Origin of the sequence: Pseudomonas sp. Irchel s3h9 (genome assembly GCF_900187475.1) — a bacterium.
GTDB classification, from domain to species: Bacteria; Pseudomonadota; Gammaproteobacteria; order Pseudomonadales; family Pseudomonadaceae; genus Aquipseudomonas; species Aquipseudomonas neuropathica.
In genome coordinates this window covers 435,398-447,830 of sequence record NZ_FYDH01000004.1, presented here as the reverse complement: position 1 = coordinate 447,830, position 12,433 = coordinate 435,398, and the positions used below count along the sequence as shown (strand labels likewise).

At 55.4% G+C, this 12,433-nt stretch carries 12 protein-coding genes and 1 tRNA gene; 8 read left to right on the top strand and 5 right to left on the bottom strand.

Features of this window, described 5'->3' with window-relative positions; genetic code table 11:
* Nucleotides 1–151 precede the first annotated feature (151 nt).
* Complete coding sequence (locus tag CKW26_RS09410) at nucleotides 152–376, top strand: DUF2188 domain-containing protein (RefSeq protein WP_095048360.1); 225 nt, start codon at nucleotides 152–154, stop codon at nucleotides 374–376.
* Nucleotides 377–489: 113 nt separating this feature from the next.
* On the opposite strand, the gene CKW26_RS09405 is transcribed toward CKW26_RS09410, so the two are convergent.
* The 4 genes from CKW26_RS09405 to CKW26_RS09385 all read right to left on the bottom strand — a co-directional run bounded on the left by CKW26_RS09405 (nucleotide 490) and on the right by CKW26_RS09385 (nucleotide 4,232).
* Complete coding sequence (locus CKW26_RS09405; protein ID WP_256579888.1) at nucleotides 490–1,404, bottom strand: hypothetical protein; 915 nt, start codon at nucleotides 1,402–1,404, stop codon at nucleotides 490–492.
* A gap of 193 nt (nucleotides 1,405–1,597) precedes the next feature.
* Nucleotides 1,598–2,476 carry a hypothetical protein gene (locus CKW26_RS09400; RefSeq protein ID WP_095048359.1) on the bottom strand — a complete coding sequence of 293 codons (879 nt, stop codon included), beginning with the start codon at nucleotides 2,474–2,476 and terminating at the stop codon, nucleotides 1,598–1,600.
* A 264-nt stretch (nucleotides 2,477–2,740) separates the two neighbouring features.
* Nucleotides 2,741–3,982 carry a tyrosine-type recombinase/integrase gene (locus tag CKW26_RS09390; RefSeq protein ID WP_095048357.1) on the bottom strand — a complete coding sequence of 414 codons (1,242 nt, stop codon included), beginning with the start codon at nucleotides 3,980–3,982 and terminating at the stop codon, nucleotides 2,741–2,743.
* A 165-nt stretch (nucleotides 3,983–4,147) separates the two neighbouring features.
* Nucleotides 4,148–4,232 (bottom strand) — tRNA-Leu (locus tag CKW26_RS09385).
* A gap of 107 nt (nucleotides 4,233–4,339) precedes the next feature.
* Here CKW26_RS09385 and queA point away from each other — a divergent pair.
* From queA to CKW26_RS09355, 6 genes are all read left to right on the top strand, one after another.
* Nucleotides 4,340–5,404, top strand: a complete 1,065-nt coding sequence (queA, locus tag CKW26_RS09380) for a tRNA preQ1(34) S-adenosylmethionine ribosyltransferase-isomerase QueA (protein WP_095048356.1) — start codon at nucleotides 4,340–4,342, stop codon at nucleotides 5,402–5,404.
* A gap of 14 nt (nucleotides 5,405–5,418) precedes the next feature.
* Nucleotides 5,419–6,534 carry a tRNA guanosine(34) transglycosylase Tgt gene (gene tgt, locus CKW26_RS09375; protein ID WP_163004798.1) on the top strand — a complete coding sequence of 372 codons (1,116 nt, stop codon included), beginning with the start codon at nucleotides 5,419–5,421 and terminating at the stop codon, nucleotides 6,532–6,534.
* Between the two features lie 43 nt (nucleotides 6,535–6,577).
* Nucleotides 6,578–6,916, top strand: coding sequence for a preprotein translocase subunit YajC (gene yajC / locus CKW26_RS09370; RefSeq protein ID WP_007916913.1), 339 nt, complete (start codon nucleotides 6,578–6,580; stop codon nucleotides 6,914–6,916).
* 64 nt (nucleotides 6,917–6,980) lie between these two features.
* Complete coding sequence (gene secD / locus CKW26_RS09365) at nucleotides 6,981–8,849, top strand: protein translocase subunit SecD (protein WP_095048355.1); 1,869 nt, start codon at nucleotides 6,981–6,983, stop codon at nucleotides 8,847–8,849.
* 9 nt (nucleotides 8,850–8,858) lie between these two features.
* Entirely contained in the window at nucleotides 8,859–9,773 is a 915-nt protein-coding gene (gene secF / locus CKW26_RS09360) for a protein translocase subunit SecF (RefSeq protein ID WP_095048354.1), read from the top strand.
* Nucleotides 9,774–9,894: 121 nt separating this feature from the next.
* Nucleotides 9,895–10,443 carry a glycine zipper 2TM domain-containing protein gene (locus tag CKW26_RS09355; RefSeq protein WP_007916907.1) on the top strand — a complete coding sequence of 183 codons (549 nt, stop codon included), beginning with the start codon at nucleotides 9,895–9,897 and terminating at the stop codon, nucleotides 10,441–10,443.
* A 253-nt stretch (nucleotides 10,444–10,696) separates the two neighbouring features.
* Here CKW26_RS09355 and suhB read toward each other — a convergent pair whose 3' ends face one another.
* Nucleotides 10,697–11,515: an inositol-phosphate phosphatase gene (gene suhB, locus CKW26_RS09350; protein WP_095048353.1), complete on the bottom strand. Its 819-nt coding sequence runs from the start codon at nucleotides 11,513–11,515 to the stop codon at nucleotides 10,697–10,699.
* A gap of 145 nt (nucleotides 11,516–11,660) precedes the next feature.
* On the opposite strand from suhB, the gene trmJ reads away from it, so the two are divergent.
* The gene (gene trmJ, locus CKW26_RS09345) at nucleotides 11,661–12,431 is read left to right on the top strand and encodes a tRNA (cytosine(32)/uridine(32)-2'-O)-methyltransferase TrmJ (protein ID WP_007916903.1); all 771 of its coding nucleotides are present in this window, start codon (nucleotides 11,661–11,663) and stop codon (nucleotides 12,429–12,431) included.
* Nucleotides 12,432–12,433: the final 2 nt, after the last annotated feature.

Sequence of the window (12,433 nt, the reverse complement as noted above, 5' to 3'; positions counted from 1 at the left end):
CGTCCGACTCCATCCATAGGTCATGAGCGAGAGAAATAACTTAGCCAGTATGTTGGGATTGGACAATCGCTCGTTCATCTACTAACGTTTTATCTGCTTCTCGGATTGTGTGGTTTTCACTGAATCCCGGCTAATAGAGAACGGAGGTTATATGGATAATTATCACATCACAAAAAATGGAGACAAGTGGAATTTAACCAAAGAGGGAAACGAGCGTCCGTCAAAAAGTGCTGAAACCAAACAGCAGATTATCGAAAAAACAAGAGAGTTCATGTCTGATAAAACGGGGTCGGTGAAAATACACAAAGAGGATGGAAAGTTTCAGGAGGAGCGAACCTATCAGCGGAAAGATGATCCGAAAGACTCGAAAGGTTAATTGTATTAAATTGGTTTTCAGTTTTTGTAGTGTGGGGGGCGGGCTAAATGTTATATTTAAAATTAAAATATTCATTTAGCCTTGCTTCCGAGTTGGCTAGTGTGGTTGAGGCTTTAATGGCCTTTCGGTATGATTAACACCTTTAATTCGAAGTTTTCTTCCTTTTTGTTAAGATCATTTTCCAGGCCTCTGGGATTGGAAATCCATCCCTCCGGATCGTATACAAAGCAAAGAAGTTTTTTGCAATCTGGATGTGCCTTGTATCTCTGTGAGTCGACGATTAGTTCTGCGCCTACATCCTTGCCTTTTAAAGTAGGTCTAGTCTTTTTTATTTCAATAATAATCTTTTCGTCTTTTAACAAGAAGTCTACTCTAGATCCACCGCCTGCATAACTAGGCGTCCACTCTTCAGGTCTGATATCGTCAAAATGGATATGCAGAAGTGCGTGCAGTAGATCCTGGGTGTCGTACTCATCGTTAATTTCTAGGCCGTCGCGCCCTCCGTGACGAGATTGCAATTGTTTCACCACGAGATGGAAGCGAGCGCAGATTTTTTCAACTAATGTAAAACGGTCCGTGTCTTCTAGATCTTCAGTGGGCGGGCTTTTGTCATCAATAGAGAAAAAATCCTTTAAAATAGACTCTTCGCGTTCAACTAACGCCTTTGGCGGTCGATTTAATATCGCAAAAACGCCGACCGCTAACAGGCCTCCGAGTAGGAGGATGAAAAGCATTAGATCAAGTAGGTTTAGTGAGATTTTAAAAGAATTTTCAAATTTATACTTACTCCCCCCGTCTGGTTTTTTTTCTTCGCGTGGAACCAGGGTCATTTCGTGTTTTACTGTTACCCCTCGGAAAGGGTAGAAAAATTTAAGGTCGATTGCCCTTCCGTTTATATTTCCTTCGTTGTAAAGCCCCAGTTGTCTTACCGCTTCTTCGGACTCGGTCTTATAGAAGTCAGTAGAAAGATAGCTTCTTACTGCTGTGTTTCCAAAGTCTGGGTCTTCGAATATGGGGAAAATCCACATGGCGTAATTAATCCCAATAGAGATCAGTGCAAGCGCGCTGGTTGCGATTGCAAAACTCCTAGCTCTCCTGTTATTTAAGACTATGTCCGCGAACGATTCTACCGGTCGCAATATGCCCGTCCAAATCAAAAAGCGATTAAACAACTCTCTTGCTCCCAAATATTTTTATGCTAAGTAGACAGTCGGTTTTATTTTAACGGTTATCTTTGTCCGCACGAAATATTCCACCGGCGACTAGAATATTGCGAATTTGTTTTGTGGAAAGCTTGGCGGTCCCTCCTGGCATTTTTAGCGCAGAGTCGGTGCCAACAATAATGCCAACAATCTCCCTTTCTGGCCGCCCATCATTGAGCAGCCGCTTAGCGTGGGAGCAAATGCTCTCATTGCGATCTATCGAGGCTTCACGGCGTATGGCTACCGAGCTGTTGCCCGCTTTGCGCGCAGTTGCACTAATCCGGATCTTATCTGCGCTGCTCAAAAGCGGAGAGGCGTAAACGTTCGCTAAGGTCATGTAATACCGGGCTGTACCCATCAGATCCGCGACCGCCTCACGTGCTTCGATTTCCAGATGCGGTTTCTCGCGGCGTACCTCTTCCACAAAATCCGTAATGTCGTCTGACGCACCGGCAATCAGAGCCGTCAGATTCTCAATGTTTCCCGCACATAGATCCTCATCGAAGCCACGCAACCACCTCTCCAGCGTCTCAATGACACGGCAAGCTTGATCAATCGCCAGCGCGGCAATGTACTGGCTATCGGTGATAGCCGAATTGGAAGACTCCCCTAATGTCCAGCGAACGCAGCGGGGTAAGTCGTCCGTGAAGCGTTCAAATTGTTTGAGTATGTTGTAGGAAAGTGGTCTTACATTAGCCAGGACACGAACGGATTCAACCGACCATTTTCCATTTGTCTGATGACTCAACCAATGCTCCTGGCCCTGTCGGATTACTTCAAGAGCATCATCAATGCGGTCTACAAATTCGTCGTACAGTGTGAATCGCTCAAGCGTCTCGACAACCTCCCAGCCTTCAATGTCGAGGGGAGCACCCAAGTAAAATTTTTTACTCACCATTCATCCCCCCGCCCCGTTTACGTGACCTAAAAACCGCGAGCATCTGCTCCCGGCAAACCTTGGTAACCGCCAGTGAGGAGATGATATTTTCCAGGAAAGTGTCGGCGATTCTGGAACACCTTTTGTGTGCCATCGGCCATGTGTTCCATTTGAGCACTAGTTGTGTTCCATGCTTGAAAGCCGCGAAATGAGAGGCTTTAAGCTGTATCGGAACACATGGAACACGCGGAACACCGATTTTTTGAGGACTCAGGATTTGCATAGTCAAATCGCCTGCTTCAACTCACCCGGCACGACGTTCCCATTCTGTAACTTGTCCAGATGATCGGCGTACCACTGCATCATGGTTTTCCGTTGTTCGAGGTACTGGGCTTTGTTATAGACCCCCGAGATTCCCTCTTCTTTGTGGGCCAATTGCGCTTCCACATGTTCTTTAGGCCATCCGTGCTCACGAAGCAGCGTGCTAGCCGTGTGCCGTGTGCCGTGGCCAACAAGACGTCCTTTGTAGCCAATCGTTGCGAATACCTTATTGATTGTGTTTTCACTGATAGTCGGATTCTTTGCGCCAACTCCAGGAAACAGCCAACGGCTGCGACCGGTCAAAGCGTGCAGCTCTTTGAGTGCGACCAACGCTTGGCTGGGAAGGGGGCACACGAAGTCTCGGCGCATCTTCATTTTCGATGAAGGTGTAGTCCAAAGAGCTTTATCTAGATCAAACTCTTTCCACTCCGCTAGACGAACCATGCCGGGCCTTGAGGCTGTCCATATGCAGAGCCATGCCGCCGTTCGTGCAGTCAGTCTGCTGGGGGTATTCTTTAAAGCGGTGAGAAACTCGCCGAGTTCGGGCTCTAGCAAATGAGGGTGTTGTTGAGTCTTCGGTGCTCGAGCTGCGATGTCGCGTAGACGGCTACCTGGATCGTTTTCTGTCAGTCCCAAGCCGATTGCTCTGCCGAAGATCTGATTGACCCACGTCCTACATTTTTCAGCAACGTTATGCGCCTCTCGATCTTCGAGGGAGGCCTGGAGATTTGCACAATCGGTTCGGGTTATTTCGTCCAGAGGTTTATCACCAAGCGCTGGAAGAATGTCCTTGTCGAGATAGGTGCGGATTTTATTGAGGGTGGAGGGAGCGAGACCTTTTTCCTCCTTTGCCTTCAGCCAAGCTTCCGCAGCCGCTCTAAAGGTTCGAGTTCGAGCTGCATCGATTGCGGCTTTTGCCGAGCGCTTTCGTTCAAGAGGGTCGGCACCGCTACTGACAACCTTTCGTAGATCGGCTGCCTTTTCGCGGGCAAGTGCGCCGCTGACTTCTGGATAGCCGCCGAGGCCCATCCATGCCCAGTTACCTGCAGGCCGCTTGTACCGGAGTTGCCATGACTTGCCCCCATCCGGTTTGACCCGGAAATATAAGCCGTTCCCATCCAGCTCTCGGTATTCCTTTGATTCCGGCTCCAATCCCGCAAGTGTCGTGTCAGCGAGAGGGCGGCGCTTGATGTCTGCGCGCTTCATCCTTGTATCCCAAAGTTCGGTATTTTTCTCAGGATACAAGGAGGGATACAGGGATACAACGGATAAGGGGAGACAAGGGTAAACAGGCAGACACAAAAAAAACCGGCCTAGTGGCCGGTTTCTCTGGGTCTGAGAGGCTGGTAGAGACTCTCAGATACTGCTATGTGGTGCCCCGAGGGAGACTCGAACTCCCACTCCTTTCGAAAACGGATTTTGAATCCGCCGCGTCTACCAATTCCGCCATCAGGGCTCAATGGCGGCGAAGTATAGAGATGAGATTACCGTCGGTCAATCAGGTACATAGAGAATTTTCGATATTTCCGCTAGACTTTCCGGCCCTGCTAGACGAACCCCATCATGCGCGTTGCTGACTTTACTTTCGAGCTCCCTGATTCGCTGATCGCCCGCCACCCTTTGGCCGAGCGTCGCGGTAGTCGCCTGCTGACCCTTGACGGGCCGAGCGGCGCCCTTGCACACCGTCAATTCACTGATTTGCTTGAGCATTTGCGCCCGGGCGATTTGATGGTGTTCAACAATACCCGGGTGATTCCGGCGCGACTGTTCGGGCAGAAAGCGTCCGGCGGCAAGCTGGAAATCCTCGTTGAGCGGGTGCTCGATACGCATCGCGTGCTGGCCCATGTGCGTTCCAGCAAGTCGCCGAAGCCGGGTTCGAAGATCCTTATCGACGGCGGTGGCGAGGCAGAAATGCTTGCGCGTCACGATGCGTTGTTCGAGCTGGGCTTCGCTGAAGAAGTGTTGCCGTTGCTCGACCGTGTCGGGCACATGCCGTTGCCTCCTTATATAGACCGCCCGGACGAAGGCTCGGATCGCGAGCGTTATCAGACCGTGTACGCCGAGAAACTCGGTGCGGTGGCGGCGCCGACGGCGGGGCTGCATTTCGATCAGTCGCTGATGGAAGCGATTGCGGCCAAGGGCGTTGAGACCACTTTCGTCACGCTGCACGTGGGCGCGGGGACGTTCCAGCCGGTGCGCGTCGAGAAGCTTGAAGATCACCACATGCACACCGAGTGGCTGGAAGTCGGCCAGGATGTGGTCGATGCGGTCGCAGCGTGCCGTGCGCGCGGTGGTCGGGTGATTGCTGTCGGCACCACCAGCGTGCGTTCGCTGGAAAGTGCCGCGCGCGATGGCGTGCTCAAGCCGTTCAGTGGCGACACCGATATCTTTATCTTCCCGGGCCGACCGTTCCATGTGGTCGATGCCCTGGTGACCAATTTCCATTTGCCGGAATCCACGCTGTTGATGCTGGTTTCGGCATTTGCCGGTTATCCCGAGACCATGGCTGCCTACAAGTCCGCCGTCGACAACGGTTACCGCTTTTTCAGCTACGGTGATGCGATGTTCATCACCCGTAATCCCGCACCTACTGCCCCTAAAGAAACCGGCCCAGAGGAAACAGAATGAGTCGCGAATGTCGCATGTCCTTTGAACTTCTGGCCACCGATGGCAAGGCCCGTCGTGGTCGTCTGACCTTCCCGCGTGGAACCGTCGAGACCCCGGCGTTCATGCCGGTGGGCACTTACGGCACGGTCAAGGGCATGTTGCCGCGTGACATCGTTGCCACCGGCGCAGAAATCATTCTGGGCAACACCTTCCACCTGTGGCTGCGCCCTGGCACCCAAGTGATCAAGGAACACGGCGACCTGCATGATTTCATGCAGTGGAAAGGCCCGATCCTCACTGACTCCGGCGGTTTCCAGGTGTTCAGCCTTGGCGCGATGCGCAAGATCAAGGAGGAGGGCGTGACCTTCGCCTCCCCGGTCGACGGCGCCAAAGTGTTCATGGGCCCGGAAGAGTCGATGCAGGTGCAGCGCGATCTCGGCTCCGACATCGTGATGATCTTCGACGAATGCACGCCGTACCCGGCTGACGAAGACGTCGCGCGCGTTTCGATGGAATTGTCGCTGCGCTGGGCTCAGCGCTCGAAAAATGCCCACGGTGAAAACACCGCGGCGCTGTTCGGTATCGTGCAGGGTGGCATGCACCAGGATCTGCGCATGCGCTCGCTGGAAGGCCTCGACAAGATCGGCTTTGATGGCCTGGCCATTGGCGGTCTGTCGGTGGGCGAGCCGAAGCACGAGATGATCAAAGTATTGGATTATCTGCCGGGCATGATGCCGGCTGACAAACCTCGTTACCTTATGGGCGTTGGCAAACCGGAAGATCTGGTTGAGGGTGTGCGCCGCGGTGTGGACATGTTCGATTGCGTGATGCCAACCCGTAATGCCCGCAATGGGCATCTGTTCATTGATACAGGCGTGCTGAAGATCCGTAACGCGTTCCATCGCCATGATGAATCGCCGCTGGATCCGACCTGCGATTGCTATACCTGCCAGAACTTCTCCCGCGCTTATCTGCATCACCTGGACAAGTGCGGCGAAATGCTGGGAAGCATGCTCAATACCATCCACAACTTGCGCCATTATCAGGTGCTGATGGCTGGTTTGCGCGAGGCTATTCAACAGGGTACATTGGCCGCCTTTGTCGATGCCTTCTACGCCAAACGCGGGCTCCCCGTTCCGCCTTTGGACTGAGTTTTCTGACCCCAAGATTCAACATTTGCAACTGGAGTGCTAAATGAGCTTTTTTATCTCTAACGCCATGGCTGACGCGGCTGCACCGGCTGCTGCCGGCCCAATGGGCGGCGGTTTCGAGTGGATTTTCCTGGTCGGCTTCCTGGTCATCTTCTACCTGATGATCTGGCGTCCACAGGCCAAGCGCGCCAAAGAGCAGAAGAACCTGCTGAGCAGCCTGCAGAAAGGTGACGAAGTTGTGACCACTGGCGGCATCGCCGGCAAGATCACTAAAGTTGCCGATGACTTCGTGGTTCTGGAAGTTTCCGACACCGTGGAAATGAAGTTCCAGAAAGGCGCCATCGCCGCCACGCTGCCAAAAGGCACGCTGAAAGCGATCTGAAGCAACAACTTCTACTCAATCGACGGGGCGCGCAAGGCGCCCCGCGTTCATAACGGGCGGCGTGATGCTGAACAAATATCCTCTGTGGAAATACATTCTGATCCTGGCGGTGCTGGCGGTCGGTCTGATTTATTCCGCTCCCAATCTTTATCCTGATGACCCGGCCATTCAGGTCAGCGGTGCAAGCACTGCGCTGCAGGTCAATCAGGCTGATCTGGACCGTGTGAGCACTGCGCTCAAGGAATCCGGGATCAACGTCAAGGCCGCCACGCTGGCAGCCAACGGCAAGGGCGGTCTGATCCGTCTGAGCAAGGCTGAAGACCAACTGCCGGCCAAAGACGTTGTGCGCAAGGCATTGGGTGACGACTACGTTGTCGCGCTGAACCTGGCACAGACCACCCCGCAATGGCTGCGCAACCTGGGCGCGCACCCGATGAAGCTGGGTCTGGACTTGTCCGGTGGTGTGCACTTCCTGCTGGAAGTGGACATGGACAAAGCCCTCGATGCACGCCTGAAAGTCTACGAAGGCGACGTCAAGAGCCTGCTGCGCAAAGAGAAGCTGCGCTATCGCAGCCTGCCGCAACTGGGCGGTGCCATTCAGTTGGGCTTCAGCGATGAAGACTCCCGCGAACAGGCCCGTGCACTGATCCGCAAGAACTTCAACGATTTCGACATTGTTCCGGCCGACCTCAACGGTCAACCGGTGCTGCGTCTGGCGATGACCCCGGCCAAGCTGGCGGAAATCCGTGAATACTCCATCAAGCAGAACTTGACCACGGTACGTAACCGCGTCAACGAGCTGGGTGTTGCCGAACCAATCGTTCAGCGTCAGGGCGCCAACCGCATCGTGGTTGAGCTGCCGGGCGTGCAGGACACTGCCGAAGCCAAGCGTATTCTCGGCAAGACGGCCAACCTTGAGTTCCGTCTGGCTGCTGAGCCGGGTGCTTCGAAAGCCACCTCCGAATCTTTTGAGTTCCGTGAAGGCAATCGTCCGCCAGCGCAGATCGAGCGTGGCCTGATCATCACCGGTGACCAGGTTACCGATGCCAAGGCTGGTTTTGGCGAGCACGGCACACCAGAAGTGAACATCCGTCTGGATGGTCACGGTGGTGAGCTGATGAGCCGCGCCACCCGTTCTAACGTCGGTCGCAGCATGGCGGTGATCTTCATCGAACAGCGTCCGGTCACCACTTACACCAAGCAAGTGGTTGATGGCGTCGAGAAAGACGTTGCGGTGCAAACGTTCAAGGAAGAGAAGAAGATCATCAGTCTGGCGACCATTCAGTCGCCGCTGGGTGCTCAGTTCCGCATCACTGGCCTGAACGGTCAGGGCGAATCGTCCGAACTGGCGCTGCTGTTGCGTGCCGGTGGTCTGGCTGCTCCGATGTACTTCGCTGAAGAGCGCACCATCGGCCCGAGCCTGGGTGCGGACAACATCACCAAAGGTATCGATGCGTCGCTGTGGGGCATGCTGTTCGTGTCGCTGTTCATCATCGCCATCTACCGCTTCTTCGGCATCATCGCCACCGTCGCACTGGCGGTGAACATGGTGCTGCTGCTGGCCTTGATGTCGCTGCTGGGTGCAACGCTGACCCTGCCAGGTATCGCCGGTATCGTGCTGACCATGGGTATGGCGGTCGACGCCAACGTGCTGATCTTCTCGCGGATCCGTGAGGAGATCGCCGCCGGCATGACTGTGCAGCGTGCAATCAACGAAGGCTTCGGCCGGGCATTCACCGCGATTCTCGACGCCAACCTGACTACCTTGTTGGTCGGCGGGATTCTATTTGCCATGGGCACCGGCCCGGTCAAAGGTTTCGCAGTGACCATGTCCCTCGGGATCTTTACCTCGATGTTCACGGCCATCATGGTGACCCGCGCAATGGTCAACCTGATCTTCGGCGGGCGTGACTTCAAGAAGTTGTGGATTTAAGGGGCTGCCATGTTACGTACAATCAACTTCATGGGCGTTCGCAACTTCGCGTTCGGCGTCACAGTATTCCTCACGTTGCTGGCTATGTTCAGTGTCGCTACCAAGGGCATGAACTGGGGTCTGGACTTCACCGGCGGTACGCTCATCGAGCTGACCTACGAGCGTCCGGCCGACGTTACCAAGGTGCGTGAGCAGCTGGTGACGTCGGGTTACCACGAAGCCATCGTGCAGAGCTTCGGTGCGACTACCGATCTGCTGGTGCGGATGCCGGGTGAAGACCCGCAACTGGGCCATCAGGTGGCGGAAGCGCTGCTGAAGGTCGGCGGCGACAACCCGGCAACGGTCAAGCGTGTCGAGTTCGTCGGCCCGCAGGTCGGTGAAGAGCTGCGTGACCAGGGCGGCCTCGGCATGCTGCTGGCGCTCGGCGGCATCCTGATCTACCTGGCTTTCCGCTTTCAGTGGAAATTCGCGGTCGGCGCCATCGTTTCGCTGATTCACGACGTGATCGTAACCATCGGTATCCTGTCGTACTTCCAGATCACTTTCGATCTGACCGTGCTGGCGGCGGTGCTGGCGATCATCGGCTACTCTCTGAACGACACCATCGTGGTATTCGACCGGGTTCGTGAGAACTTCCGTGTCCTGCGCAAGGCAACGCTGATCGAGAACATCAACATCTCGACCACGCAAACCCTGCTGCGCACCATGGCAACGTCGATCTCGACTTTGCTGGCGATCGCGGCACTGCTGTTCTTCGGCGGTGACAACCTGTTCGGCTTCTCGATCGCGCTGTTTATCGGGGTTCTGGCGGGTACTTACTCGTCGATCTACATCGCTAACGTGGTGCTGATCTGGTTGAATCTGACTACCGAGGATCTGATTCCTCCGGCCAACACCGAGAAGGAAGTCGACGACCGTCCATAACGGCCATCGTTTTCCCGGCTGTCAGCCCAAGAAAGGCGCGAGTTGAACTCGCGCCTTTTTTTATGCTCCAAGGCTGGGAGAAGCGCGGGCGCGTCCCGCATGTGATGGTCAGGAGGTTCATGTGAACAAGTCGTTGCTGGTTGGTGCGGTATTGGGTGCTGTCGGTGTAACTGCCGGGGGTGCTGTTGCCACCTACAGCCTGGTTAAAAGCGGCCCTGAGTATGCGCAAGTATTGGCCGTTGAACCGGTTAAAACACAGATCAAGACTCCACGTGAAGTGTGCAAGGACGTGACAGTGACTCGTCAGGCACCGGTAAAAGATCAACACCAGATTGCCGGTACCGTCGTCGGTGCGCTGGCAGGTGGTTTGCTGGGTAATCAGATTGGCGGCGGCACCGGCAAGAAAATTGCCACGGTGGCCGGTGCGGTCGGTGGCGGTTATGCGGGTAACAAGGTGCAGGAAGGCATGCAAGAGCGTGACACCTACACCACCACGCAAACCCGCTGCAACACGGTCAACGACATCAGCGACAAGGTCGTCGGTTACGACGTGCGTTACTCGCTCGATGGCAAGGAGGGCAAGGTGCGGATGGATCGTGATCCGGGCAACCAGATTCCGGTCGACAAGGAAGGCAAGCTGATTCTGTCGCAGAATGAGCCGGCTCAGTAAGTACCGACTGTTTTAACAAGAAGCACCCTGCGGGGTGCTTTTTTTGTGCCCGCAGTTTTTGGCTAAACCGTGCCCCCCCCCTGTGGGAGCGAGCCTGCTCGCGAATGCGGTGTGCCAGCGGGCATCAATGTTGATTGTCAGAATGCATTCGCGAGCAGGCTCGCTCCCACATGAAGATTTTGGTGGTCTGAAGATCGAATTCCAGGCATAAAAAAAGCACCCCGAAGGGTGCTTTTTTCCTTTCGCGTGAAGCTTAGCGCTTCAGCGAAGCCGGCAGGTGCGGCTGGATCGCCGTCAGTACTGCCTTGAAGCATTTGGTGTTGCCGGCAACGATGTGGCCTTTTTCAAGGAAGTCGTGACCGCCGGTGAAGTCGCTCACCAGGCCGCCAGCTTCTTGAATCAGCAGGGCGCCTGCAGCCATGTCCCACTCGGACAGACCCGATTCCCAGAACGCGTCGAAACGACCGGCAGCGACATAAGCCAGGTCCAGGCTTGCCGAACCGGCACGGCGGATGCCGGCAGTCTGGCCAACCAGGGCGCGGAACATGCCCAGGTAGTTGTCGAGGTTGTCCATCTGGTCGTCACGGAACGGGAAACCGGTACCCAGCAGGGCGCCGTCAAGGCTGGTACGACCGCTGACGCGCAGGCGACGACCGTTCAGTTGAGCGCCGCGACCACGGCTGGCGGTGAATTCTTCCTGGCGAACCGGGTCCAGAACCACTGCGTGCTCCAGGCGGCCACGGTACTTACAGGCAATGCTGACAGCGAAGTGAGGAATGCCACGCAGGAAGTTGGTGGTGCCGTCCAGTGGATCGATGATCCACAGGTACTCTTCGCCTTCGATACCGGTGCCGGCGTGCATGCCGGTCTCTTCACCCTGGATCGAGTGATTCGGGTATGCCTTGCGCAGGGCGTCGATGATTTTCTGTTCAGCGGCGCGATCGACCTCGGATACATAATCCTTGGCGTCTTTTTCGTCGACCTTGATGGTATCCAGGCGCTCGATGGAGCGGAAGATCAGTTCACTGGCGCTGCGGGCGGCGCGCAGCGCGATATTCAGCATGGGCTGCATGGATGTGTCACCTAAGGTTGTTAAAGAAAGCCGCGCATTCTATCAGAACTTTTCTTCAGGTGAAGGACGCTGTTCGCTTTCATAGCTTAACGGTAGGCTGTTCTGTAAGATTTGCACCCCTTTCCTGTGTCCGAGAGCGCCTCCCTTGCTGCAGAACATTCGTGTCGTCCTGGTCAATACCAGCCACCCCGGCAACATCGGCGGGGCCGCGCGCGCCATGAAAAACATGGGTCTGTCGCGATTGGTGCTGGTCGAACCGCGGGTCTTCCCGCACCACGAAGCCGATGCTCGTGCTTCCGGTGCCGGTGACATCCTTGAAAATGCGCAAGTCGTCGCCACCTTGGAAGATGCCTTGGTCGGCTGCAATCTGGTGCTTGGCACCAGCGCCCGTGACCGCCGCATTCCCTGGCCACTGCTGGATCCGCGCGAGTGCGGCACCAAAGTAGTCGAGGAAGCCGGGCAGGGCGCCGAAATCGCTCTGGTATTCGGTCGTGAAGATTCCGGTCTGACCAACGAAGAGCTGCAGCGATGTCACTTTCACGTGCATATCCCCTCCGACCCTGAGTTCAGTTCGCTGAACCTCGGCGCGGCGGTGCAGGTGTTGAGCTATGAGGTGCGCATGGCCTGGCTGGCCGCCCAAGGCCAGCCGAGCAAGATCGAGAAAGAAGAAGTGGCTTCGGTGAAAAGCGCCGAGCTGGCGACCATGGATGAATTGGAACGCTTCTATGAGCATCTGGAGCAGACACTGGTCGCCATCGAATTCCTCGATCCCGAGAAACCACGGCACTTGATGGCGCGCCTGCGTCGGTTGTACGGACGCAGCTCGGTCAGCCGGGCGGAAATGAATATTTTGCGTGGCATCCTCACGGAAACCCAGAAAGCGGCCCGTGGTGAGCTTCTTAAGCGGAAGGACTAAAT

Excerpts from the sequence above, each read along its gene's own strand:
- CKW26_RS09410 (WP_095048360.1), top strand. The coding sequence starts at position 152 with ATGGATAATTATCACATCACAAAAAATGGAGACAAGTGGAATTTAACC.
- CKW26_RS09405 (WP_256579888.1), bottom strand. The coding sequence starts at position 1,404 with ATGTGGATTTTCCCCATATTCGAAGACCCAGACTTTGGAAACACAGCA.
- CKW26_RS09400 (WP_095048359.1), bottom strand. The coding sequence starts at position 2,476 with ATGGTGAGTAAAAAATTTTACTTGGGTGCTCCCCTCGACATTGAAGGC.
- CKW26_RS09390 (WP_095048357.1), bottom strand. The coding sequence starts at position 3,982 with ATGAAGCGCGCAGACATCAAGCGCCGCCCTCTCGCTGACACGACACTT.
- queA (WP_095048356.1), top strand. The coding sequence starts at position 4,340 with ATGCGCGTTGCTGACTTTACTTTCGAGCTCCCTGATTCGCTGATCGCC.
- tgt (WP_163004798.1), top strand. The coding sequence starts at position 5,419 with ATGTCCTTTGAACTTCTGGCCACCGATGGCAAGGCCCGTCGTGGTCGT.
- yajC (WP_007916913.1), top strand. The coding sequence starts at position 6,578 with ATGAGCTTTTTTATCTCTAACGCCATGGCTGACGCGGCTGCACCGGCT.
- secD (WP_095048355.1), top strand. The coding sequence starts at position 6,981 with ATGCTGAACAAATATCCTCTGTGGAAATACATTCTGATCCTGGCGGTG.
- secF (WP_095048354.1), top strand. The coding sequence starts at position 8,859 with ATGTTACGTACAATCAACTTCATGGGCGTTCGCAACTTCGCGTTCGGC.
- suhB (WP_095048353.1), bottom strand. The coding sequence starts at position 11,515 with ATGCAGCCCATGCTGAATATCGCGCTGCGCGCCGCCCGCAGCGCCAGT.